Raw genomic sequence first — 23,561 nt, 5'->3', positions numbered from 1 at the left:
CTGGGCGAACCGTCATGTCCACGGCCACTCCTGTCACACGATCGCCATCCGGCCGTCATCGGCCACCCCCGGCCCTCTTATGCGCTGGAGTGGACCGATGTACCGTCCGCGCATGCCGATACGCATGCGCCTCACCTTCCGGAGACCGCTCGCGACGGCGGCCCCGGCCCACCTGTCCGCCGTGTGCGTCGACAAGGGCCTGGCCGGCCCCTGCGCCGACACGCCGACACCCACCTTGGGCCGCTCCCGCACGTCGGCCCGCGTACCGTTCGTCGGCGGCACCCCCGCGTTCACCAGGGCCGTCGCCGGTACGAGCAGTACCTGTCCGGCACCCGCGCCGCACCCCACGCACCGCGTCCCGAAGGGAGGCCGATGAACCGCCTGCGCACCCTCACCGCGACCACCGCGGCCCTCGCCGCGTCCCTCCTGGTCCCGTCCCCGCTCATCGCACCCGCCCACGCCGACGGCGCCGCATCCCACCCGCCCCGCACCGGCTTCGAGCGCACCCACGGCGCCCGCTGGACCACCCAGCCGGAGGAACAGGCCCTCCTGTCCGCCGTCGACCGGGCGAGCGACCGCGTCACCCTCGACCGCATCGGCACCACGAAGCAGAACCGTCCCCTTCGGCTCGTGACCATCGGCCGGCCCTCCGCCGCCAACAAGGTCCTCCTCGTGTGCAGCCAGCACGGCGACGAACCCTCCGGCCGCGAGGCCTGTCTGACCACCGTGCGGGACCTCGCGTACGCCACCGACCGCGCGACCCGGCGCTTCCTGGACCGCACCGCCGTGCTGGTGGTGCCCACCGCCAACCCCGACGGCCGGGCCGCCGACACCCGCGGCAACGGCGACGGCGTCGACGTCAACCGCGACCACCTCGCCCTCGCGACGGCCGAGGCCCGCGCCCTGGCCGCCGTCGTCCGCGACGAGCGCCCCGACGTCATCTACGACCTGCACGAGTACGGCGCCACACCGCCGTACTACGACAAGGACCTCTTCGACCTCTGGCCCCGCAACCTTAACACCGCCGCACCGGTGCACGACGAGGCCCGCACCCTGTCCGGCGCGTACGTCCGCCCCGCCGCCGAGGACGCCGGGTACTCGACGGGCACGTACGGCATCTGGACCGACCCCGAGACCGGCGACCCCGTCAAGCAGACCGCCGGCGACGGCCAGGAACGCATCCTGCGCAACATGTCCGGCGTGAAACACGCGGTCGGCCTGCTCATCGAGAGCCGTGTCGACGCCCTCACCGACGCCGAGCGCGAGGACCCGGCCCTCAACCACCGGCGCCGGGTGCACTCCCAGCTCGCCGCCCTGGACGGCATGTTCCGCTTCGCGGACGCACGGCGCGGACGCGTCGAGGCGGCCACGGACGCCGCCCGCCGGGCGGGCCTGTCCGATTCCGGACCCGTCTACCTGGGCGGCGCGGACAACGACCCGGCCGAGGCCTCCGAGGTGATCCAGGACCCGCCCTGCGGCTACCGGCTGACCCCCGCCCAGTACCGGGACGTCGGGGACGAACTCGCCCTGCACGGTGTACGGGCGCGCCCGACCGGGGAGAAGGGCGCCTACGTACCGCTGCGTCAGTCACAGCGTGCCCTGGTGCCGCTGCTCCTGGACGAGCGCGCGACGTACCACGTGACGGTGGGTGAACCGGACACCCGCTGCTGAGGAGGTGAGTTCCGCGTCTTACGTGGTAAGGGCGTAGCGGAGGACTATTTTCGGCCTGATCGACTTGAAAGGTGCCGCCTGTGACGCAGGACCGACCAAGCGACAAGGAAGAGCACGACAGAGGCGCGCTCCCGGGTTCGGAAGCGGGCCTGCCGGGGCGCGAGCACAGGCCCCGGACCGACCGCGTCGTCTTCGGCGTCACGGCCGTCCTGACCCTGGCGTTCGTCGTCTGGGGCGCCGCCGCCACCGACTCGCTGGAGGACGTCTCCAGCAGCATGCTCGGTGGACTGCTGCACAACGGCGGCTGGGCGTTCACGCTGGCCGCCTCCGGCTTCGTGGTCTTCGCCCTCTGGCTGGCGGCCAGCCGCTACGGCCGCATCCACCTGGGGGCCGAGGGCGAGGAACCCGAGTTCAAGACCGTGTCCTGGGTCGCCATGATGTTCAGCGCGGGCATGGGCATCGGTCTGATGTTCTACGGCGTGAGCGAGCCGCTGGCGCACTACACCACGCCCCCGCCCGGCACCAGCCCGGCCGACTCCGGCGACCGCATGGCCACGGCCATGGCCACCACCCTGTTCCACTGGACGCTCCACCCGTGGGCGATCTACGCCGTGGTCGGACTCGGCATCGCCTACAGCACCTTCCGCAGGCGCCGCAGGCAGACCATAAGCGCCGTGTTCACCCCGCTCATCGGCGAGAAGCACGCCAACGGCGCCGGCGGCCGGGTCATCGACATCCTGGCCATCATCGCGACGATCTTCGGCTCCGCGGCCTCACTCGGCCTCGGCGCCCTCCAGATCGGCTCCGGCATGGAGAAGCTCGACTGGATGGACAAGGTCAGCACCGGACTCCTCGTCGGCATCATCGCGGTGCTCACGGTGGCGTTCGTGGCCTCCGCGATCTCCGGCGTCGAGAAGGGCATCCAGTGGCTGTCCAACACCAACATGGTGCTGGCCCTGCTGCTCGCCGTCTTCGTGTTCATCGCGGGCCCGACCATCCTCATCCTCGACCTGCTGCCGACCTCGGTCTTCGCCTACCTCGGCGACCTGCCCCAGATGGCCGGCCGCACCGAGATCAGCGGCGGCAAGGGGGTCGCGGACTGGCTGGGCAGCTGGACCGTCTTCTACTGGGCGTGGTGGATCTCCTGGACGCCCTTCGTCGGCATGTTCATCGCCCGCATCAGCCGCGGCCGGACGATCCGTCAGTTCATCGGCGGCGTCATCCTGGTGCCCAGCACGGTCAGCCTGGTCTGGTTCGCCATCTTCGGCGGCTCGGCGATGCGGCTGCAGGAGCAGAACCGGCTGGGCGACGACTCGACCCCCGAGGGTCAGCTCTTCGGCGTGCTCCAGGAGTACCCCATCGCCACCGCCACCAGCCTGCTGGTGATGATCCTCGTCGGCATCTTCTTCGTCTCGGGCGCCGACGCGGCCTCCATCGTGATGGGCACGCTCTCGCAGAAGGGCGCACTCGAACCCAGCCGCTGGGTGGTGGTGGTCTGGGGTGTGGTGACCGGCGCGGTCGCGGCCATCATGCTGCTGATCGGCAGCGGCGAGGCGGACGCGCTCACCGGTCTGCAGAACCTCACGATCCTCGCGGCGGCGCCCTTCGTCATCGTGATGATCTTCATGTGCGTCGCCCTCATGCGCGACCTGCGCCGCGACCCGCTCATGGTGCGCGGCGAGATGGCCAACGAGGCCGTCGAACTGGCCGTCATCGAGGGCCACAAGCAGTACGAGGGCGAGTTCGAGATCCGGATCGGCCCCGGCCCCGGCACAGACGTGGAGGGCGACCCGATCGGCAAGCACCACAAGGACTGACCCCTTGCGGGCCTGCCGAACCACCACCGGCGCTCAGGAGGCGAGCCGGGCCGCCTCCTGAGCGCAGCCCCAGGCCACGGTGACGCCCGCGCCGCCGTGACCGTAGTTGTGCACGAGCCGCCGCCCGTCCGGCAGCGTGGCGCGCTCCAGCCGGACCGCGTCCCGGGCCGGCCGCAGCCCGACGAGGTGCGCGAGCACCCGTGCCCCGGCGATCTCGGGACGCAGGGCAGCGCACCGCCGCACGATGGCCTCTGCGACCGCCGGGTCCGGCTCGGTCGACCAGGCGTCGTCCTCGGCCGTACCGCCCAGCAGGAGCCGCCCCGGCTGCGGAAGGAAGTACGTCGTCTCCCCGGAGTCGGCGTCGGCCGAGACCAGCCAGTTGTGGATGCCGGGGTTCTCCACGACGACCAGCTGCCCGCGCACCGGCCGCACCGCCGGGTCCGGCACCAGCTCCCGGGCGCCCAGACCGGTGCAGTTGACCACCACCGGCGCGTCCGCCTCGGCCAGGTCGGACACCGCGCGGTCCTCCACCGTGCCGCCCGCGGCCACCAGCCGCTCCCGCAGCCACGGCAGATGGGTCGACATGTCGATCAGCGGCAGCCGCGCCCACAACCCCGTCCCGGCGTACTCGGCGGCGCTCGCCGCGCGCAGCCCCGGCAGCCGGGCCGAGGCCCACCCGTCCACCTCGTCCAGGCCGGTCTCGCCGAGCACCCCTTCGAGCATGCGTACGCCGGTCTGCTCGGGCCGGGCCGCCAGCTCCTCGTACACGTCCAGGGAACGCAGCGCCCAGGCCTGTGCCAGCGCGACCGGCTCGATCCGGTACGGCCACCACAGCCCGCCCGCGACCACCGAGGTGGTCCGCTCCGCGGGCTCCCGCGTCCACAGCCGCACCCGTCTGCCCCGCTCGGCGAGGACGACGGCCGTCGTCAGCCCGATCACCCCGCCGCCGACCACGACGACTTCGCCATCCCGCTCGTCATCCAGTTCGGTTTCCACACCAGGACGTTAACCGAACGCCCGGCGGCGTGCTCCAAGAGGCCCGGCCGAGGGAATACTCACCGCATGGCTGCCGAGTACGCGACCTTCGGTCTGGCCCCGGCGACGCGCGCCGGCCAGGTCCACGCCGACGGCGACTTCCAGGTCCACCGCGACTTCATGGACTTCGTCGTCGACGGACGCCCCCTCCTGTTCCGGCTCTCCGACCTGGACGCCGTCTCCCCGCTCGCCTCCGACGTACCGCCCGCCATCTTCACCGCACAGGTCCGCGGCCTGCTCCTGGAGGCCGACGCGCCCCTGCCCGGCGGCCGGTACGTCATCTACGGCTGCCCCGAGTGCGCCGACCTGGCCTGCGGCGCGGTGACCGCCGTGATCCTGCGGGACGGCGACGACTTCGTCTGGCGGGACTTCGCCTGGCAGACCGCCGAACACGCCGACCTGGAGCTGAACGCCTACCACGGCATCGGCCCCTACCGCTTCTCCGGCGCCGAGTACCGCGCGGCCCTCGCCACCCTGCTCGACGGCTCCGCGCACCCCCGCCGACGGGTCCTGCTCATCGGCGCCCGCGTGGCCCAGCTCGCCAGGCTCGCCGCGGCGCTGCGCACCATCGGTATCGGCGCCGACATCACCCAGGACGCCCGCGACGTGCCGGCCGACGAACTGCGGGCCTACGACGCCGTCGCCTTCGGCCGCGCGGTCACCGGGGAACAGCGCACGTCCGTAGGCCGCGCCTTCGCGGACGCCGGGGTGGACGTGGCCCACGTCGACGGCCTCGCCCCGATCGTCCCGGTGCTGGTCGCCCAGATCGAGCACGCCCTGGCCCGGGGCCCGGCCGAAGGCCGCCGCCTGACCCGCCTCACGGCGAGCGCCGCGGGCGCGGACGTCGAGGTCACCTCGCCCTGCCGGGTGCGACTCACCGCGTACCGCCTCGACCGCCTCCACCGCACGCACGTCCACGAGGTCTTCGACGGAGTACTCGAACCGGGCGCCCACCGCGTCGCCCTGGACGCGGGCGCGGTGAAGGGGGAGGCCTTCGTGGTGGCGCGGACGCCGGGAAGCGTGCTGGTGACGGCGGTGCACCGGGGCGCGCCGGGCCGCGGCTAAAATCTGCGGTCTGATGACTGCCACCCTCGTCGCCAAGAACCTCGCCGCCGGCCACGGCGACCGCTCCCTGTTCACCGGGCTCGACCTCGTCGTCGCACCCGGCGACGTCATCGGTCTCGTCGGAGCCAACGGCGCGGGGAAGTCCACCCTTCTGCGGATGCTCGCCGGGCTGACCGACCCGGAGGAGGGGGAGCTGCGCCTGTCCCCGCCCACCGCCACCGTCGGCCACCTCCCGCAGGAGCCGGAGCGCCGCCCCGGCGAGAGCGTGCGGGAGTTCCTGGCCCGCCGCACCGGTGTCACCGACGCCCAGCGTGCCATGGACGAGGCCACCCAGGCCCTGGTCGACGGCGTCCCGGGAGCCGACGACGCCTACGCCACCGCCCTGGAGCGCTGGCTGGGCCTCGGCGGCGCCGACCTCGACGACCGCGCGGAGGAGACCGCCGACGCGCTGGGCCTGACCGTCGACCTGGACCAGCCGATGACGTCCCTGTCCGGCGGACAGGCGGCCCGCGCCGGGCTCGCCTCCCTCCTCCTCTCCCGCTACGACGTCTTCCTGCTCGACGAGCCGACCAACGACCTCGACCTGGACGGCCTGGAGCGCCTCGAACGCTTCGTGACCGGCCTGCGCGCCGGCACCGTCGTCGTCAGCCACGACCGCGAGTTCCTCACCCGCACCGTCACCAAGGTCCTCGAACTCGACCTCGCCCAGCGGCAGATCAACCTCTACGGCGGCGGCTACGAGGCCTACCTGGAGGAACGCGAGGTGACCCGCCGGCACGCCCGCGACGAGTACGAGGAGTACGCCGACAAGCGGGCCTCCCTCCAGGACCGGGCCCAGACGCAGCGCGCCTGGATGGACAAGGGCGTCAAGAACGCCCGGCGCAAGGCGGGCAACGACAACGACAAGATCGGCCGCAAGTTCCGCAGCGAGGCCAGCGAGAAGCAGGCCGCCAAGGCCCGCCAGACCCAGCGCATGATCGAACGCCTGGACGTCGTCGAGGAACCGCGCAAGGAATGGGACCTGCGCATGGAGATCGCCTCGGCGCCCCGCTCCGGCGCGGTCGTCGCCACCCTGCGCGATGCCGAGGTCCGGCGCGGCGACTTCACGCTCGGCCCGGTCTCCCTCCAGATCGACTGGGCGGACCGGGTGGCGGTGACCGGAGCCAACGGCGCGGGCAAGTCCACGCTCCTCGGCGCCCTCCTGGGCCGCGTCCCCCTCGACGCGGGGCACGCGGCGCTCGGCTCCGGCGTCCTGCTCGGCGAGGTCGACCAGGCCCGCAAGCTGTTCCACGGCCCCGAGACGCTGCTCGACGCCTTCCGTGCGGCCGTCCCGGACGTGGAACCGGCGGAGATCCGCACGCTCCTGGCCAAGTTCGCCCTGAAGGCCGACCATGTCGTGCGCCCGGCGTCGACCCTCTCACCCGGCGAACGCACCAGGGCCGCCCTCGCCCTCCTCCAGGGCAGAGGCGTCAACCTCCTGGTCCTGGACGAGCCGACCAACCACCTCGACCTCCCGGCCATCGAACAGCTCGAGTCGGCCCTGGACGCCTACGAAGGCACCCTCCTCCTGATCACCCACGACCGCCGCATGCTCAACGCGGTCAGCATGACCCGCCGCCTGGAGGTAACGAACGGCAAGGTCGTGGAACGCACGTAGCCGCCCCCCGCCGCTGCGGGCAGTCGTGCCTCCCCCAGTGCCTGAACGGCCTGGGAGGTACCCCCAGGCGGCACGGGTGGGCGCAGCGGCACCCCGCAACGCCGGGCCGCGCACCCACCCCCCGCGGCAACCGCCGGACGGCCTACGCCAACCCGGCCCGCCGCAACGCGTCCGCCATCGCCCCGTTGGACGCCGCAGGCGCCGACGAAGGCCGCCCCTTACCGCCACCGCCGGAGGCACCCCGCTGCTGCCGCTGCCGAGGCGGCTTCCCACCCCGCTCCTTCTTCGGCTCCCCCTGCGGAGCAGCCTCGTCGTCCAACCGCAACGTCAACGAGATCCGCTTGCGCGGAATGTCGACGTCCATCACCTTCACCTTCACGATGTCCCCGGGCTTCACCACGTCCCGCGGATCCTTCACGAACGTCCTCGACATCGCGGACACGTGCACGAGCCCGTCCTGATGCACGCCGACGTCCACGAACGCCCCGAACGCGGCCACGTTCGTGACGACACCCTCCAGCACCATCCCGGACGACAGGTCGGAGATCTTCTCCACGCCCTCCTTGAAGGTGGCCGTCTTGAAGGCGGGCCGAGGGTCGCGCCCCGGCTTCTCCAGCTCCCGCAGAATGTCCGTGACCGTCGGCAGACCGAACGTCTCGTCCACGAACTGGTCCGGCCTCAGCGACCGCAGCACCGACGTGTTGCCGATCAGGCCGGTCACCTCCTGCCCGGCGGTCCTCACCATCCGACGCACCACGGGGTACGCCTCGGGGTGCACGCTCGACGCGTCCAGCGGGTCGTCGCCGCCGCGGATCCGCAGGAAGCCCGCGCACTGCTCGTACGCCTTGGGGCCGAGCCGGGACACCTTCTTCAGCGCGGTCCGCGAGGAGAACGGCCCGTTCGCGTCGCGGTGCGCCACGATGTTCTCCGCGAGCCCCGAGGTGATGCCGGAGACCCGGGCGAGCAGCGGCGCGGAGGCGGTGTTGACGTCCACCCCCACGCCGTTCACACAGTCCTCGACCACCGCGTCCAGCGAGCGGGACAGCTTCACCTCGGAGAGGTCGTGCTGGTACTGGCCGACGCCGATCGACTTCGGGTCGATCTTCACCAGCTCGGCCAGCGGGTCCTGGAGACGCCGGGCGATCGACACCGCGCCGCGCAGCGAGACGTCCATGTCCGGCAGTTCCTGGGAGGCGAAGGCCGAGGCCGAGTACACGGAGGCGCCCGCCTCGGACACCATCACCTTGGTGAGATTCAACTCGGGGTGCCTGGTGATGAGTTCACCGGCGAGCTTGTCGGTCTCGCGGGAGGCCGTGCCGTTGCCGATGGCGATCAGGTCGACCGTGTGCTCCTTCGCCAGCCGCGCGAGCTTGGCGATCGCCTCGTCCCACCGGTTGGCGGGGACGTGCGGGTGGATCACGTCCGTGGCCACGACCTTGCCGGTCGCGTCGACCACGGCGACCTTCACACCGGTACGGAAACCGGGGTCGAGGCCGAGCGTCGCCCGGGTGCCCGCCGGGGCGGCCAGCAGCAGGTCGCGCAGATTGGCGGCGAACACGTCGACCGCCTCGTCCTCCGCGGCGGTGCGCAGGCGCAGCCTGAGGTCGATGCCCAGGTGCACCAGGATGCGGGTGCGCCAGGCCCAGCGGACGGTGTCGCCCAGCCACTTGTCCGCGGGCCGGCCGCGGTCGGCGATCCCGAACCGGCTCGCGACGATCGCCTCGTACGAGGACGGGCCCTCGGTGGGCTCCTCGGGCTCCAGGACGAGGTCGAGCACATCCTCCTTCTCGCCGCGCAGCATCGCGAGGACGCGGTGCGAGGGCAGGTCGGTGAACGGCTCGGCGAAGTCGAAGTAGTCGGCGAACTTGGCGCCGGCCTCCTCCTTGCCGTCCTTGACCTTGGCGGCGAGCCGCCCGCGCGTCCACATCCGCTCGCGCAGCTCGCCGATCAGGTCGGCGTCCTCCGAGAACTTCTCCGTGAGGATGGAGCGCGCCCCGTCCAGGGCGGCCTGCGGATCGGCCACGCCCTTGCCGGCGTCGACGAACGCGGCCGCCGCGGCCTGCGGGTCCACCGACGCGTCGGCGAGCAGTCCCTCGGCCAGCGGCTCAAGACCCGCCTCGCGCGCGATCTGCGCCTTCGTCCGCCGCTTCGGCTTGAACGGCAGGTAGATGTCCTCAAGGCGCGCCTTGGTCTCCGCCGCGCGGATGCGCGCCTCAAGCTCCTCGGTGAGCTTGCCCTGCTCGCGCACCGAGTCGAGGATCGCCGCGCGCCGCTCCTCCAGCTCCCGCAGATAGCGCAGCCGCTCCTCGAGCGTGCGCAGCTGCGCGTCGTCGAGCATCTCGGTCGCTTCCTTGCGGTAGCGGGCGATGAAGGGCACCGTCGAGCCGCCGTCGAGCAGCTCGACCGCGGCCTTCACCTGCCGCTCCCGTACGCCGAGCTCGTCGGCGATCCTGCTTTCGATGGACCCTACGTCGGGTGTCGTCACGATCCCGTACCGCCTTCTCACTGAGGTTGCGCGGCAATTGTGGCAGGTGGCACCGACAATCGGGGATCAGGGCGCCGGCCGGGCCGGTCGCGCGACCGAGGAGAGGGGCCCGGATCAGACCCTGCGGCTCCGGGTGGAGGACGAGGCCCCGCCGAAGAGCCGGGCCAGGGCCCGGAAGGGAAGCGTCACCACGGTGGCGATCGCTCCACCGATCTGGCGCAGAACGTCTGCGATGGCACGGAACACGTGTAGCCCCTTTCGTTTCCCGGCCGACCCGGCCGGGGGACTTACGGGTACCTCGGTCGCGGCCTCGCATGCCTGTCCGTACACTTCGTCCGAGCCCGGGCGTGTCGTCAGCGCTTGGCGAGCAGGTCCGCCGGGAAGGCGCCCGCACCGAGCGCCGTTCGCGCGAAGACCGACGCGAGTTCCGTCAGGCGCGCCACACCCTCCGCGCCCAGGTGCGCGTAGGGGGCCGTGTCCAGCCGGTCGGTCTCCCGCTCGATCCCCTCGCGCAGGGCCGTGCCCGCCTCGGTCAGCTCGCCCGCCGCGTCGACCAGCCCCCGCTCGCGCAGTCGGCCGGTGGCAGAGTCCCACTCCTCCTGGGTCCAGCCCCGCGTGGTGAAGATCCACTTCGGTGCCATGCCCTTGCCGGTGGCGGTGTGCGTCACCAGCGCCTCCAGGCCGTCCAGACCCGCGGTCATCAGCGCGGCGAGATGGCCGTCTCCGCGGTGCTCGCGCAGCAGGGTCGCCGCGTGCCAGAGCGCCAGGTGCGGGGCGTCGGGCACGGGCAGGTCCGCGTGGGCCGAGTAGAGCGGCCGGGCGCCGCGCGTGCAGCCCTCGGTGGCGCGCAGCGCCAGTTCGGCCGCCTCCGCCATCCCGGCCGACACCACGGCCTCCTCGCCCAGGAGGCGGCGCAGCGTCGCGTCGACGGCGCGCAGTCGTGCCGCCAGGGCCTGCTCGGGGCTGACCTTCTCCCACACGGCGGGCACGTGCCGGGCGACGAGATCGTGCTTGTAGTTGTAGAACGCCGCCGTCACGGCACCGGCGCCGACCGGACCCAGCGCGGCGGCGCGCGCCGCGAAGTTGACGGCCGGGGCGTCGGTGACCCCGAGCGCGCCCAGTTCGCGGCCCAGGTCGGGGGAGAAGTAGTGCGTCGAGTGCAGTGAGTTGAGCGCGTTGTGGCAGCGGCGGCCCGCGCGTGCGTCGATGGCGGCAGTTGTCATGCCACGCACGTTACCAACCGCTCAGTACGCTGCTTCGGGCCTGTGGGACGCATGGCAGGAAAGGAGGGGTTCTCGTCATTGCGGCCGGACGACGGCCGGGCGAAGAATCGACGGCATGGCGCGACGAACCGGCCGAACGGGCCGAACCGTTCTGGTCCTCCTCTTCGACGGCGTACAGAGCCTTGACGTCACCGGCCCCGTGGAGGTCTTCGCGGGTGCCGAGCAGCACACGCCGGGTACGTACCGCATCCGCACGGCGTCGCTGGACGGTGCTCCCGTGCGCACCTCCAGCGGTCTGAACGTCGTACCGGACCAGGTACTCGGCGACGGGCCGCAGCCGGACACCCTGGTGGTCCCCGGCGGTCAGGGCACCCGGAACCCCGACCCGCGCCTGACCGACTGGCTGCGCGAGCACGGAACCGGCGCCCGGCGCCTGGTCTCCGTCTGCACCGGGGCGATCCTGCTGGCCCGGGCGGGACTGCTGGACGGCCGCCGCGTCACCACCCACTGGGCCTACAGCGACCGGCTCGCCCGCGACCACCCGGACGTGGAGGTGGACCCCGACCCGATCTACATCCGGGACGGGAACGTGGCCACGTCGGCCGGCGTCACCTCCGGCATCGACCTCGCCCTCGCGCTGGTGGAGGAGGACCTGGGCCGGGACGTGGCCCTGACCGTCGCCCGGCACCTGGTGGTGTTCCTGCGCCGGCCCGGGAACCAGGCCCAGTTCAGCGCCCAGCTCGCCGCCCAGACCGCCCGTCGCGAGCCGCTGCGTGAGCTCCAGCACTGGATCACCGAGCACCCCGGCGACGACCTGAGCGTCGAGTCCCTCGCCGCCCGCGCCAGCCTCTCCCCGCGCCACTTCGCCCGCGCCTTCCAGGCGGAGACCGGCACGACGCCGGGCCGCTACGTCGACCGGGTCCGGCTGGAGCACGCCCGCCGGCTCCTCGAGGACACCGGCGACGGAGTCGAGGAGGTCTCCCGCGCCAGCGGCTACGGCACGCCGGAGGCCATGCGCCGTGCCTTCGTCAAGGCTCTCGGCACCTCACCGGCGGAGTACCGCCGCCGGTTCCGGCCCGCGCCGGTCTCCTGACGCGCCGGTACGCCCACCCACCGCACCACCGAACCGAAAGAGGCAGTACGTGCGCACAGCCATCGTTCTCTTCGACCGCTTCACCGCCCTCGACGCCGTGGGCCCGTACGAGACCATGAGCCGCATTCCGGGCGCCGAGACCGTGTTCGTCGCCGAGCGGCCCGGCCCGGTCCGCAACGACACGGGGAGCCTGGCGCTCACCGCCGACCGGACCCTGGCGGACGTGCCGAACCCGGACGTCGTCGTCGTGCCGGGCGGCCCCGGCCAGGACGCGCAGATGGGCAACGCGACCCTGCTGGACTGGCTCCGCGCCGCCGACACCGCCAGTACCTGGACCACCTCGGTCTGCTCCGGCTCGCTGCTGCTCGCCGCCGCCGGACTGCTCGGCGGCCGCCGCGCCACCTCGCACTGGCTGGCCCTGGACCTGCTGAAGCAGTACGGCGCCGAGCCGACCGGGGAGCGGGTCGTCACCGACGGCAAGTACGTCACCGCGGCCGGCGTCTCCTCCGGCATCGACATGGGCCTCACCCTGGTCGGCCGGATCGCCGGCGACGAGCACGCCCAGGCGGTCCAGCTGCTCACCGAGTACGACCCGCAGCCGCCCTACGACGCCGGGTCCCCGGACAAGGCGCCCGCGTACCTCGTCGAGGAGTTCCGCACGAGGAACCGGTTCATCCTGAAGTAGGCCCGTTCCAGCTGAAACGCGGCTGTCTGCGCTCCAGGAAGGCGGCGACCCCCTCCGCGGTGTCGCCGCTGCCCCGCGCCTGCGCGGCCCAGTGGGCGTCCCGGTCCGTGCGTCCGGCGGCGAACTCCTTCGCCGCGGCCTGCGTCAGCAGGGAACGGGACACCAGCACCCGGGTGAACTCCGCCACCCGCTTGCCGAGCTCGCCCTCCGGCAGCACCTCGTCCACCAGGCCGGTGCGCAGCGCCCGCGCGGCGTCGATCAACTCGCCGCCGAACAGCAGGTACTTCGCCGTGGCGGGCCCCGTCAGCGCCACGAGGCGCCGGGTCGCGGACGCCGGATACACGACCCCCAGCTTGGCCGGGGTCACGCCGAACAGCGCCGTCTCCTCGGCGAACCGCAGGTCGCACGCCGCCGCCAACTGCGCCCCGCCGCCGACGCAGTGTCCGCGGACCGCCGCGAGCGTCGGCTTGGGAAACGCGGCGAGGGCCTCCTCGGCCCGTACCGCCAAGGCCTGCGCCTCCTCGGCCGACTCGCGCAGGGTGGAGATGTCGGCCCCGGCGCAGAAGGTCGCGCCCTCGCCGGTGAGCACCAGTGCCCGCACCCCGGGATCGGCGGCCAGGCCGTCGAGGAGCCCGGGCAGCGCCCGCCACATCGCGGTCGTCATGGCGTTGCGCTTGGCCGGGTGGTGGACGACGACGGTGGCGACCGAGTCGGCGACCCGGTGCAGCAGCTGCGGCTCCATGGACCGGATGCTATCCACCCGCCTCTCCGCCTCGAGCGGCCGGGCGGGCGGGACAGGAACGGTCGCGTCTCATGCGCCAACGGTCACAAACCGCTCGATACATGCTGACTTGTGTTCAGTCCGTGGGGGTGGCGCGGCGCGTTACCAACACTCAGGGGTGTGGTGACAATCGAGCCCAGGGGTGGCGACCGGACGATGGACGAGACCGGGCCCGCCGGGCCGCTGCCGTACGAAGGTGTCTGGCGGTTCACCGCCCCCGCCGTGGACGCCTCGGTCCCGCAGGCCCGGCACGCCGTGCGCGACCTGCTGGTGCGCCAGGGCGTGCCGGTCTCCGACGACGTGACGCAGGCCCTGCTGCTGATCGTCTCGGAACTGGTCACGAACGCGGTCCGGCACGCCGCGGTGCTCTCGCCGGTTCTCGCCGTGGAGGTCGCCGTCGGGCCCGAGTGGGTGCGGCTGGCCGTGGAGGACGACCACCCCTATCGCCCGACCGCCCTGGAGACCGACCACGGCCGCACCGGCGGGCGCGGCCTGCTCCTGGTCCGCGAGATGACCCGCGAGGCGGGCGGGGCCTGCGACGTGGCCCACACCGCGAGCGGCGGCAAGGTGATCTGGGCGGCCCTGCCGCTCAAGCACGTCCCGCGCTAGCACGCGGACGCCCGGCGGGCCCGGCAGTGGGCGGCGGGCCCGGCGGCGGAACGCCCCTCACCAGCCCGCGGACGTGCCCGTCAGCTCCCGCACGGCCGGCCGGGCCGCGTCCAGCACCGTCATGAACCACGCCGAGAAGGTGTCCTTCGCGTGCCGCTCGGTCAGCTCCGCCGCGGACACGAAGGCCGTCCCCGCCACCTCCTCCGGGTCAGGACGCGGCTCGGCCTGCACCAGGCCGACGAAGAGGTGGTTGTACTCCTGCTCGACCAGCCCGGAGGCCGGGTCGGGATGGTTGTAGCGCACCGTGCCCGCCTCGGCGAGCAGGGAGGGCGACACCCCCAGCTCCTCGAACGTCCGCCGGGCCGCCGCGGCGAACGGCGCCTCACCGGGGTAGGGGTGACCGCAGCAGGTGTTGGACCACACGCCGGGGGAGTGGTACTTGCCCAGCGCCCGCTGCTGGATCAGCAGCCGCCCCCGCTCGTCGAAGAGGAACACGGAGAAGGCGCGGTGCAGCCGCCCCGGCGGCTGGTGCGCGGAGAGCTTCTCCGCGGTGCCGATCGTCACGCCGTTCTCGTCGACCAGTTCCAGCAAAATGGCTTCTGCGGTGCCGTTCGACGAGCTGGGCGTCGCGGTGGCAGGAGTGATCGGCATACCCATCCTTCACATCGGTCCTCGCGCCCCAAGTGTGCCGTACGAATCCGGCACTCTCGGCACTTCCCGGCACACCCGCATGTCCTGCGTGCCCGCGCGGGCACCGGGGGGCGGCCGGTCGGACACCGAGCAGGGGTCCGATGGATGATCGTTCCCGAGGGCGCGCCCCGGGAACCTTCCGGTCCGCGCCCCCTCCGGGGAGTGCCGTGGCGGACCGGAGGCGGACGGGGCGTTCACCGGCGCGTCCCGGAGCGTGCGCGCCCCCGGTCGTCCGCCGCGTCACCACGGCTCAGCGGCACAGCCGCGCCTCGTGCTCCGCGTGACCGCTGGGCTCCAGCTGGAACGTGCAGTGCTCGACGTCGAAGTGGTCGCCCAGGCAGCCCTGCAGCTCGTGGAGCATCTTCTCGTGGCCGATCGCATTCAGCGCCTCGCCGTCGACCACCACGTGCGCCGACAGCACCGGCATGCCGGAGGTGATGGTCCAGGCGTGCAGGTCGTGCACGTCCTCGACCCCGTCGAGGGCCAGTATGTGGGCGCGCACCTCGGCGATGTCCACGCCCTTGGGAGCCGCCTCGAGCAGCACGTCGAGGGTCTCGCGCAGCAGCCGCCAGGTCCGCGGCACGATCATCAGACCGATGAGCAGCGACGCGATCGGGTCGGCCGGCTGCCAGCCCGTGCCCAGGATCACCAGCGCCGAGACGATCACCGCCAGGGAACCCAGCGCGTCGGCCGCCACCTCGAGGAAGGCGCCCCGCACGTTCAGGCTCTCCTTCTGTCCGCGCATCAGCAGCGACAGCGACACCATGTTCGCCACCAGGCCGATCGCGCCGAAGACGACGGTCGCGCCGCCCGCGGTGTCGGCCGGCGTGACGAACCGGTCGATCGCCTCGTACAGGACGTAACCGCCGACCCCGAGCAGCAGCAGACAGTTGGCCAGGGCGGCAAGGATCTCGGCGCGGGCGTAGCCGAAGGTGCGGCGGTCGCTCGGCGGGCGGCTCGCGAAGTGGACGGCCAGCAGGGCCATGCCGAGCCCCAGGGCGTCGGTCGCCATGTGCGCGGCGTCGGCGATCAGCGCGAGGGAGTCGGCGACCAGACCGCCGACGATCTCCACGACCATGACGGTGAGGGTGATCGCCAGCGCCACCCGCAGCCTGCCCCGGTACGCGGCGGTCGCCGTCCCGCCGGCGTGCCCCCCGTGCGCGTGCCCGTGATCGTGCCCAGCCCCCATGAGAAAGCCGCCTCCCTGTGTGTACCGGCGTCCGGCGACCCGGCGCCCGGATGCCAGTCAACTACGGGTAGGGGGTATCGGGCAACGCGGCACTGAACACCGTTGTCATGTGCCCTGACCTGCGGAAACGTTCCGCAGGTCAGGACGTGTCCTGACCCTGTGCGAACAAGGGTGGACACTGTGCGATGTCCGCGATGCCCGGTCTGCGAGCGCGGTTTGTCGGGCGGGCCCCGAATCCACGATGATGATCGCGGCAAAGGCGGGAGCAAGTGGCGTCGACCGACCGTCAAACGGGCGGTGAACACGGCGTTCCCGGCATCCGATAACCTCTGCCGACATGCCGCCCGGGTGCCCCAGGCACGGGCGCCCCACCATGCACAGGCCCGGCGTCCAGGCGCCGGCACCAGGGAGTGAGTTCGGTTGCCGACCGCCATCCTCACCGGTCAGCCGGTCCCGGGTTCGTCGATCGAGAGCGAGCTGCGGTCCCTGGGCTTCGACGTGCACCTCGCCTCCGGTGCCGCCGAGACCGAGACCCTCCTCGCCCGGGTACCCGGCGAGGAGCGGGTCGCCGTCGTCGACGCCCGCTTGGTGGGCCACTTGCACGCCCTGCGCCTCGGCCTCACCGACCCCCGCTTCCCGCTCGCCGCGATCCCGGGTGCCGTGACCGCCCAGTCGGCCGCCCGCCAGACGCTGACCCGCGCGATGGCCCGCGAGAACTCCGCGGGCGGCGGCACCGCCGTGGACGTCGACAGCCTCGCCGACCGGATCACCGCCGCCCTCGACGCCGACGGCGCCGACGTGCACCGACCCGAACTCGGCAGCCTCGTCGCCGCCGTCCCCGCCGACCCGCAGGCCCGCAACGAGGCACGGCAGGCCGTCGCCGCCGTCGACGACGAGGCCGTACGCCTGAAGTCGGCGGTCAAGGCCCGCGACGGCTTCGTCACCACCCACTTCATCAGCCCCTACTCCCGCTACATCGCCCGCTGGTGCGCGCGCCGCGGCCTGACCCCCAACCAGGTCACCACCGCCTCGCTGATCACCGCGCTCATAGCGGCCGGCTGCGCGGCCACCGGTACCCGCGGCGGCTTCGTGGCCGCCGGCGTCCTGCTCATCGCCTCCTTCGTCCTCGACTGCACCGACGGACAGCTGGCCCGCTACTCCCTCCAGTACTCCACGCTCGGCGCCTGGCTCGACGCCACCTTCGACCGCGCCAAGGAGTACGCCTACTACGCGGGCCTCGCCCTCGGAGCAGCCCGCGGCGGCGACGACGTGTGGGCCCTGGCCCTCGGCGCGATGGTGCTCCAGACCTGCCGGCATGTCGTCGACTTCTCCTTCAACGAGGCCAATCACGACGCCTCGGCCAACACCAGTCCCACCGCCGCCCTCTCCGACAGGCTCGACAGCGTCGGCTGGACGGTGTGGCTGCGCCGCATGATCGTGCTGCCCATCGGCGAACGCTGGGCCATGATCGCCGTCCTGACCGCGCTCACCACGCCCCGGATCACCTTCTACGCGCTGCTGATCGGCTGCGCGTTCGCCGCGACGTACACCACCGCTGGCCGCGTCCTGCGCTCGCTGACCCGCAGGGCCACCCGCACCGACCGGGCGGCGAAGGCGCTGGCCGACCTCGCCGACTCTGGTCCGCTCGCCGAGGCCGGCGCCAAGGGCCTCGGCGCCGCCGCCCGCCGGCTGCCCGGCTTCACCGCCCCCGCCGTCGCCCTCCTCGGCGGTGCCGCCGTCGTCGCCACCGCCGCGCTCACCGACTTCGGCGGCCCCTGGCCGCTCGTCGCCGCGCTCGTGTACGTGCTGACCTCCGCGCTCGCCGTCGCCCGTCCCCTCAAGGGCGCCCTCGACTGGCTGGTCCCCCCGTTCTTCCGGGCCGCCGAGTACCTCACCGTCCTGTTCCTGGCCGCGAAAGCCGACGTGAACGGGGCCCTTCCGGCGGCTTTCGGGCTGGTGTCCGCGGTCGCCTACCATCACTACGACACGGTCTACCGCATCCGCGGCGACGCGGGCGCGCCGCCGCAGTGGCTGGTGCGGACGGTCGGGGGGCACGAGGGCCGCACGCTGGTGATCTGCGCGCTGGCCGTGCTGCTCACCGCCACACAGTTCAAGCTTGCGCTCACGGTGCTCGCCGTGGCCGTGGCACTCGTGGTGCTCGTCGAGAGCATCCGCTTCTGGGTCGCCGCCCACCAGGTCGGCGCACCCGCCGTACACGACGAAGGAGAAACCGCATGATCGGCCTCGTGCTGGCGGCCGGCGCCGGACGCCGTCTGCGCCCCTACACCGACACCCTGCCCAAGGCACTGGTCCCGGTCGGCCCCGAGGGCGCTCAGGACAGCATCACGGTCCTCGACCTGACGCTGGCGAACTTCGCCGAGGTCGGCCTGACGGAGGTCGGGATCATCGTCGGCTACCGCAAGGAGGCCGTGTACGACCGCCAGGCGGAGCTGGAGCAGAAGTACGGCGTCAAGCTCACCCTCATCGACAACGACAAGGCCGAGGAGTGGAACAACGCCTACTCCCTGTGGTGCGGCCGTGACGCCCTCAAGGACGGCGTGATCCTCGCCAACGGCGACACCGTGCACCCGGTCTCCGTCGAGAAGACGCTGCTCGCCGCCCGCGGCGACGGCAAGAAGATCATCCTCGCCCTCGACACGGTGAAGAACCTCGCCGACGAGGAGATGAAGGTCGTCGTCGACCCCGACAAGGGCGTTAGGCGCATCACCAAGCTGATGGACCCGGCCGAGGCGACCGGCGAGTACATCGGCGTCACCCTCATCGAGGGCGAGGCCGCCGCGGAGCTGGCCGACGCGCTGAAGACCACCTTCGAGCGCGACCCGCAGCTCTACTACGAGGACGGCTACCAGGAACTGGTCAACCGCGGCTTCAAGGTCGACGTGGCGCCGATCGGCGACGTCAAGTGGGTCGAGATCGACAACCACGACGACCTTGCCAAGGGCAGGGAGATCGCGTGCCAGTACTGACGAGGCTCATCCCGTCGCCGGTCGTCGTCGACATCCGCGCGGGTGCCCTCGACGACCTGGGGAGTGTGCTCGCCGACGAGCGCATCTCCCACTCGGGCAAGCTCGCCGTCGCCGTCAGCGGCGGCTCCGGCGCCCGGCTGCGCGACCGCGTCGCCCCGTCCCTGCCCGGCGCCGACTGGTACGAGGTCGGCGGCGGCACCCTGGACGACGCGATCAAGCTCGCCGGCGCCATGAAGGGCGGCCACTACGACGCGGTCGTCGGCCTCGGCGGCGGCAAGATCATCGACTGCGCCAAGTTCGCGGCGGCGCGCATCGGCCTCCCGCTGGTCGCCGTGCCGACCAACCTCGCGCACGACGGTCTGTGCTCCCCGGTCGCCACCCTCGACAACGACGCGGGCCGCGGCTCCTACGGTGTGCCGAACCCGATCGCCGTCGTCATCGACCTGGACGTCATCCGCGCGGCCCCGGCCCGCTTCGTGCGCGCCGGCATCGGCGACGCCGTCTCCAACGTCTCCGCGATCGCGGACTGGGAGCTGGCCAACCGCATCAAGGGCGAGCGGATCGACGGCCTGGCCGCCGCGATGGCCCGCCAGGCCGGCGAGGCCGTGCTGCGCCACCCCGGCGGCATCGGCGACAACGACTTCCTCCAGGTGCTGGCCGAGGCACTGGTGCTCAGCGGCATCGCCATGTCGGTCTCCGGCGACTCGCGGCCGTCCTCGGGCGCCTGCCACGAGATCAACCACGCCTTCGACCTGCTCTTCCCCGAGCGCGCGGCCGCCCACGGCGAGCAGTGCGGCCTGGGTGCGGCCTTCGCGATGTATCTGCGCGGGGCCCACGAGGAGTCCGCCCACATGGCCGAGGTCCTGCGGCGGCACGGGCTGCCGGTGCTGCCCGAGGAGATCGGGTTCACGCCCGAGGAGTTCTTCCGGGCCGTGGAGTTCGCCCCCCAGACGCGGCCCGGCCGCTACACGATCCTCGAGCACCTCGACCTCACCACCGACCAGATCAAGGACCTGTACGCCGACTATGTCAAGGCCATCGGTAGCTGAACTACGCCCGGTCGTCCATCCCGCGGGGGTCAAGGACCGGCGCAGCGGTGAGCACTGGGCGGGACGCCTCTACATGCGTGAGGTCTCGCTGCGGATCGACCGCTATCTGGTGAACACCAGGATCACGCCCAACCAGCTCACGTACCTGATGACCGTCTGCGGCGTGCTGGCGGCCCCGGCGCTGCTGGTGCCGGGCATCTGGGGCGCCGTGCTCGGCGTGGTCGCGGTCCAGCTGTACCTGCTGCTGGACTGCGTCGACGGCGAGATCGCGCGCTGGCGCAAGCAGTACTCGCTGGGCGGCGTCTACCTGGACCGGGTCGGCGCCTACCTGACCGACGCCGCGGTCCTGGTCGGCCTCGGCCTGCGCGCCGCCGACCTCTGGGGCACCGGACGCATCGACTGGCTGTGGGCCTTCCTCGGCACCCTGGCCGCGCTCGGCGCCATCCTGATCAAGGCCGAGACCGACCTGGTGGGCGTCGCCCGGCACCAGAACGGGATGCCCCCGGTCAAGGAGGCCGCCTCCGAGATCCGCTCCTCCGGCATGGCGCTGGCCCGCCGGGCCGCCGGCGCGCTCAAGTTCCACCGGCTGATCCTCGGCATCGAGGCGTCCCTGCTGATCCTGGTCCTCGCGATCGTCGACCAGGCGCGCGGCGACCTGTTCTTCACCCGCCTCGGCACCGCCGTGCTCGCCGGCATCGCGCTGCTCCAGACCCTGCTGCACCTGGTGTCCATCCTCGCCTCCAGCAGGCTGAAGTGAACGCGCCCGTGAAGGTCGGCGCCGTCGTCATCACGATGGGCAACCGTCCCGAGGAGCTGCGCGCCCTGCTCGACTCGGTGGCCAAGCAGGACGGCGACCCGGTCGAGGTGGTCGTGGTCGGCAACGGCTCGCCCGTCCCGGAGGTGCCCGAAGGCGTGCGCACCGTCGAGCTGCCCGAGAACCTGGGCATCCCCGGTGGCCGCAACGTCGGCATCGAGGCCTTCGGCCCCGGCGGCAGCGACGTCGACATCCTGCTCTTCCTCGACGACGACGGACTGCTCGCCCGCACCGACACCGCCGAGCTGTGCCGCGAGGCGTTCGCGGCCGACGACGAGCTGGGCATCATCAGCTTCCGCATCGCCGACCCGGACACCGGCGAGACCCAGCGCCGGCACGTCCCGCGGCTGCGCGCCTCCGACCCGATGCGCTCCTCCCGGGTCACCACCTTCCTCGGCGGCGCCAACGCGGTGCGCACCCGTGTCCTCACCCAGGTCGGCGGGCTGCCGGACGCCTTCTTCTACGCCCACGAGGAAACCGACCTGGCCTGGCGCGCCCTCGACGCGGGCTGGATGATCGACTACCGGTCCGACATGGTGCTCAACCACCCCACGACCGCGCCGTCCCGGCACGCGGTCTACCACCGCATGGTCGCCCGCAACCGCGTCTGGCTCGCCCGCCGCAACCTCCCCGCGCTGCTGGTCCCGGTCTACCTCGGCGTCTGGATGGCCCTCACCCTGCTGCGCCGGCCGTCGCGCCCCGCCCTGAAGGCCTGGTTCGGCGGCTTCCGCGAGGGCTGGGCCACCCCGTGCGGCCCCCGTCGCCCCATGCGGTGGCGTACGGTGTGGCGCCTGACCCGGCTGGGCCGCCCCCCGGTGATCTGACAAGCTCGTACCCGAGAGTGTTCCGGCCCCGAACGGGGCCACCAGGTCCATGCCAGGCCCGCGCGGCCGAGCATTTTCGAAGACGAAAGTTTCCACCAGTGAGTGAGACAACGCACGACGGCACGGTCGCCATGACCAAGCCCGTGTCGCCCGACGAGGGCCTCACACCGGCCCGCCTCGCCGCCAAGTACGGGCTGTCCGTGAGCGGCGCCCGACCAAGCCTCAAGGAGTACGTCCGTCAGCTCTGGGGGCGGCGGCACTTCATCCTCGCCTTCTCCCAGGCGAAGCTGACCGCACAGTACAGCCAGGCCAAGCTCGGCCAGCTGTGGCAGGTGGTCACGCCGCTGCTGAACGCGCTCGTCTACTTCCTGATCTTCGGCCTGATCCTCGACGCGGGCCGGGGCATGGAGAAGGACGTCTACATCCCGTTCCTGGTGACCGGTGTGTTCGTCTTCACCTTCACCCAGTCCTCGGCGATGGCGGGCGTGCGCGCCATCTCCGGCAACCTCGGGCTGGTGCGGGCGCTGCACTTCCCCCGGGCCTCGCTGCCCGTCTCCTTCGCGCTCCAGCAGCTCCAGCAGCTGCTGGCCTCGATGATCGTGCTGTTCCTGGTGGTCGTCGGCTTCGGCAGCTACCCCTCGTTGGCCTGGCTGCTGGTTTTCCCGGTGCTGGTCCTGCAGTTCCTCTTCAACGTGGGTCTCGCGCTGGTCGTGGCCCGGATGGGGGCGAAGACGCCGGACCTGGCCCAGCTGATGCCGTTCATCATGCGCACCTGGATGTACGCGTCGGGCGTGATGTTCTCCATCCCGATCATGCTGGAGGACAAGCCGGCCTGGATCGCCGACGTGCTCCAGTGGAACCCGAGCGCCGTCTACATGGACCTGATGCGCTTCGCGCTGATCGACGGGTACGGCTCCGAGAACCTGCCCCCGCACGTGTGGGCGGTCGCGCTCGGCTGGGCCGTGGTCCTCGCCGTGGGCGGCTTCGTGTACTTCTGGAAGGCGGAGGAGAGGTACGGCCGTGGCTGAACAGCAGCAGGACCAGCGGGTGCCGACGGTCATCGCGGACGAGGTGCACATCGTCTACCGCGTCAACGGCGCCAAGACCGGCAAGGGCAGCGCGACGGCCGCCCTGAGCCGCATGCTCAAGAGGGGCTCCGACGACGCGAAGCGTGGTGTGCGCAAGGTGCACGCCGTGCGCGGCGTCTCCTTCACCGCCTACCGGGGCGAGGCCATCGGCCTGATCGGCTCCAACGGCTCCGGCAAGTCGACCCTGCTGCGGGCCATCGCCGGGCTGCTGCCCGCCGAGCGCGGCAAGGTCTATACGGACGGCCAGCCCTCCCTGCTCGGTGTGAACGCGGCTCTGATGAACGACCTGACCGGCGAGCGGAACGTCATCCTCGGCGGACTGGCCATGGGCATGACCCGCGAGCAGATCAAGGAGCGCTACCAGGACATCGTCGACTTCTCCGGCATCAACGAGAAGGGCGACTTCATCACCCTGCCGATGCGCACGTACTCCTCCGGCATGGCCGCCCGGCTGCGCTTCTCCATCGCCGCCGCCAAGGACCACGACGTCCTGATGATCGACGAGGCCCTGGCCACCGGCGACCGCAAGTTCCAGACCCGCTCCGAGGAGCGCATCCGGGAACTGAAGAAGGAGGCCGGCACCGTCTTCCTGGTCAGCCACAACAACAAGTCCATCCGTGACACCTGCAACCGGGTGCTGTGGCTGGAGCGCGGCGAGCTGCGCATGGACGGCCCGACCGACGAGGTGCTCAAGGAGTACGAGAAGTTCACGGGCAAGTAGCCCGACACGCCGGGGCCCCGTCGGAACTGTTCCGGCGGGGCCCCGCGTCTGCAAAGGAAGCGTCAACTCCTGGCTTTC

22 protein-coding genes are annotated in these 23,561 nt (G+C 72.3%); 15 read left to right on the top strand and 7 right to left on the bottom strand.

The genetic code is table 11. The features are described from left to right. Positions 1-112 precede the first annotated feature (112 nt). The 3 genes from ACFYZ3_RS13200 (at position 113) to ACFYZ3_RS13190 (ending at position 3,488) form a co-directional block, all read left to right on the top strand. A complete protein-coding gene (locus ACFYZ3_RS13200; RefSeq protein WP_388516112.1) occupies positions 113-376 on the top strand; it encodes a hypothetical protein in 264 nt (87 codons plus the stop codon). Further along, positions 373-1,671, top strand: coding sequence for a M14 family zinc carboxypeptidase (locus ACFYZ3_RS13195; RefSeq protein WP_388516110.1), 1,299 nt, complete (start codon positions 373-375; stop codon positions 1,669-1,671). The genes ACFYZ3_RS13200 and ACFYZ3_RS13195 overlap by 4 nt, the downstream gene beginning before the upstream one ends. 80 nt (positions 1,672-1,751) lie before the next feature. Further along, positions 1,752-3,488 carry a BCCT family transporter gene (locus ACFYZ3_RS13190; protein WP_388516108.1) on the top strand — a complete coding sequence of 579 codons (1,737 nt, stop codon included), beginning with the start codon at positions 1,752-1,754 and terminating at the stop codon, positions 3,486-3,488. A 33-nt stretch (positions 3,489-3,521) separates the two neighbouring features. Here the strand turns inward: ACFYZ3_RS13190 and ACFYZ3_RS13185 are convergent, their stop codons facing one another. Continuing rightward, a complete protein-coding gene (locus tag ACFYZ3_RS13185) occupies positions 3,522-4,484 on the bottom strand; it encodes an FAD-dependent oxidoreductase (protein WP_388516106.1) in 963 nt (320 codons plus the stop codon). Between the two features lie 66 nt (positions 4,485-4,550). Between ACFYZ3_RS13185 and ACFYZ3_RS13180 the strand changes: the two genes are divergently transcribed. Then, positions 4,551-5,588 (top strand): oxidoreductase, encoded by a 1,038-nt coding sequence (locus tag ACFYZ3_RS13180; RefSeq protein WP_388516104.1) that lies wholly within the window; start codon positions 4,551-4,553, stop codon positions 5,586-5,588. A gap of 13 nt (positions 5,589-5,601) precedes the next feature. Further along, the gene (locus ACFYZ3_RS13175; protein WP_388516102.1) at positions 5,602-7,245 is read left to right on the top strand and encodes an ABC-F family ATP-binding cassette domain-containing protein; all 1,644 of its coding nucleotides are present in this window, start codon (positions 5,602-5,604) and stop codon (positions 7,243-7,245) included. Between the two features lie 142 nt (positions 7,246-7,387). On the opposite strand, the gene ACFYZ3_RS13170 is transcribed toward ACFYZ3_RS13175, so the two are convergent. From ACFYZ3_RS13170 to ACFYZ3_RS13160, 3 genes are all read right to left on the bottom strand, one after another. Next, the gene (locus tag ACFYZ3_RS13170) at positions 7,388-9,730 is read right to left on the bottom strand and encodes a Tex family protein (RefSeq protein ID WP_388516100.1); all 2,343 of its coding nucleotides are present in this window, start codon (positions 9,728-9,730) and stop codon (positions 7,388-7,390) included. A gap of 114 nt (positions 9,731-9,844) precedes the next feature. Beyond that, on the bottom strand, positions 9,845-9,976 hold the full coding sequence (locus tag ACFYZ3_RS13165) for an LPFR motif small protein (RefSeq protein WP_010042827.1): 132 nt from the start codon (positions 9,974-9,976) through the stop codon (positions 9,845-9,847). Between the two features lie 107 nt (positions 9,977-10,083). After that, the gene (locus tag ACFYZ3_RS13160) at positions 10,084-10,953 is read right to left on the bottom strand and encodes a hypothetical protein (protein WP_388516098.1); all 870 of its coding nucleotides are present in this window, start codon (positions 10,951-10,953) and stop codon (positions 10,084-10,086) included. A gap of 115 nt (positions 10,954-11,068) precedes the next feature. Here ACFYZ3_RS13160 and ACFYZ3_RS13155 point away from each other — a divergent pair, with 115 nt between their 5' ends. Together ACFYZ3_RS13155 and ACFYZ3_RS13150 are read left to right on the top strand one after the other, a co-directional pair. Next, positions 11,069-12,046 carry a GlxA family transcriptional regulator gene (locus tag ACFYZ3_RS13155; RefSeq protein WP_388516096.1) on the top strand — a complete coding sequence of 326 codons (978 nt, stop codon included), beginning with the start codon at positions 11,069-11,071 and terminating at the stop codon, positions 12,044-12,046. Between the two features lie 49 nt (positions 12,047-12,095). After that, a complete protein-coding gene (locus ACFYZ3_RS13150; protein ID WP_388516094.1) occupies positions 12,096-12,731 on the top strand; it encodes a DJ-1/PfpI family protein in 636 nt (211 codons plus the stop codon). Here the strand turns inward: ACFYZ3_RS13150 and ACFYZ3_RS13145 are convergent. Continuing rightward, positions 12,718-13,473: an enoyl-CoA hydratase/isomerase family protein gene (locus ACFYZ3_RS13145; protein ID WP_388516093.1), complete on the bottom strand. Its 756-nt coding sequence runs from the start codon at positions 13,471-13,473 to the stop codon at positions 12,718-12,720. The two genes, ACFYZ3_RS13150 and ACFYZ3_RS13145, sit on opposite strands and share 14 nt — an antisense overlap. Before the next feature lie 195 nt (positions 13,474-13,668). Between ACFYZ3_RS13145 and ACFYZ3_RS13140 the strand changes: the two genes are divergently transcribed. Next, the gene (locus ACFYZ3_RS13140; RefSeq protein WP_388516842.1) at positions 13,669-14,121 is read left to right on the top strand and encodes an ATP-binding protein; all 453 of its coding nucleotides are present in this window, start codon (positions 13,669-13,671) and stop codon (positions 14,119-14,121) included. A 57-nt stretch (positions 14,122-14,178) separates the two neighbouring features. Here the strand turns inward: ACFYZ3_RS13140 and idi are convergent, their stop codons facing one another. Continuing rightward, positions 14,179-14,772 carry an isopentenyl-diphosphate Delta-isomerase gene (gene idi / locus ACFYZ3_RS13135; protein ID WP_388516091.1) on the bottom strand — a complete coding sequence of 198 codons (594 nt, stop codon included), beginning with the start codon at positions 14,770-14,772 and terminating at the stop codon, positions 14,179-14,181. A gap of 289 nt (positions 14,773-15,061) precedes the next feature. Further along, positions 15,062-16,000 (bottom strand): cation diffusion facilitator family transporter, encoded by a 939-nt coding sequence (locus ACFYZ3_RS13130; RefSeq protein ID WP_388516089.1) that lies wholly within the window; start codon positions 15,998-16,000, stop codon positions 15,062-15,064. Positions 16,001-16,420: 420 nt separating this feature from the next. Between ACFYZ3_RS13130 and ACFYZ3_RS13125 the strand changes: the two genes are divergently transcribed. The 7 genes from ACFYZ3_RS13125 to ACFYZ3_RS13095 all read left to right on the top strand — a co-directional run bounded on the left by ACFYZ3_RS13125 (position 16,421) and on the right by ACFYZ3_RS13095 (position 23,483). Further along, on the top strand, positions 16,421-18,238 hold the full coding sequence (locus ACFYZ3_RS13125; RefSeq protein ID WP_388516087.1) for a DUF5941 domain-containing protein: 1,818 nt from the start codon (positions 16,421-16,423) through the stop codon (positions 18,236-18,238). Further along, the gene (locus ACFYZ3_RS13120; protein ID WP_388516085.1) at positions 18,235-18,987 is read left to right on the top strand and encodes a sugar phosphate nucleotidyltransferase; all 753 of its coding nucleotides are present in this window, start codon (positions 18,235-18,237) and stop codon (positions 18,985-18,987) included. The genes ACFYZ3_RS13125 and ACFYZ3_RS13120 overlap by 4 nt, the downstream gene beginning before the upstream one ends. Further along, the gene (locus ACFYZ3_RS13115; RefSeq protein ID WP_388516083.1) at positions 18,975-20,036 is read left to right on the top strand and encodes an iron-containing alcohol dehydrogenase family protein; all 1,062 of its coding nucleotides are present in this window, start codon (positions 18,975-18,977) and stop codon (positions 20,034-20,036) included. Before ACFYZ3_RS13120 ends, ACFYZ3_RS13115 begins: the two co-directional genes overlap by 13 nt. Continuing rightward, positions 20,014-20,793 carry a CDP-alcohol phosphatidyltransferase family protein gene (locus ACFYZ3_RS13110; protein WP_198601752.1) on the top strand — a complete coding sequence of 260 codons (780 nt, stop codon included), beginning with the start codon at positions 20,014-20,016 and terminating at the stop codon, positions 20,791-20,793. Before ACFYZ3_RS13115 ends, ACFYZ3_RS13110 begins: the two co-directional genes overlap by 23 nt. Before the next feature lie 8 nt (positions 20,794-20,801). Next, positions 20,802-21,674 (top strand): glycosyltransferase, encoded by an 873-nt coding sequence (locus ACFYZ3_RS13105; protein ID WP_361016013.1) that lies wholly within the window; start codon positions 20,802-20,804, stop codon positions 21,672-21,674. A gap of 98 nt (positions 21,675-21,772) precedes the next feature. Continuing rightward, positions 21,773-22,702: an ABC transporter permease gene (locus tag ACFYZ3_RS13100; protein ID WP_388516081.1), complete on the top strand. Its 930-nt coding sequence runs from the start codon at positions 21,773-21,775 to the stop codon at positions 22,700-22,702. Continuing rightward, on the top strand, positions 22,695-23,483 hold the full coding sequence (locus ACFYZ3_RS13095; protein ID WP_388516079.1) for an ABC transporter ATP-binding protein: 789 nt from the start codon (positions 22,695-22,697) through the stop codon (positions 23,481-23,483). The genes ACFYZ3_RS13100 and ACFYZ3_RS13095 overlap by 8 nt, the downstream gene beginning before the upstream one ends. The last annotated feature ends 78 nt before the right edge of the window (positions 23,484-23,561 follow it).

The sequence above is a fragment of the Streptomyces sp. NPDC001599 genome (assembly GCF_042893535.1).
In the GTDB taxonomy this organism is placed as follows: Bacteria; Actinomycetota; Actinomycetes; order Streptomycetales; family Streptomycetaceae; genus Streptomyces.
Note: the sequence above shows the minus strand (reverse complement) of the source record. Positions and strands in the feature narration are given on the sequence as shown.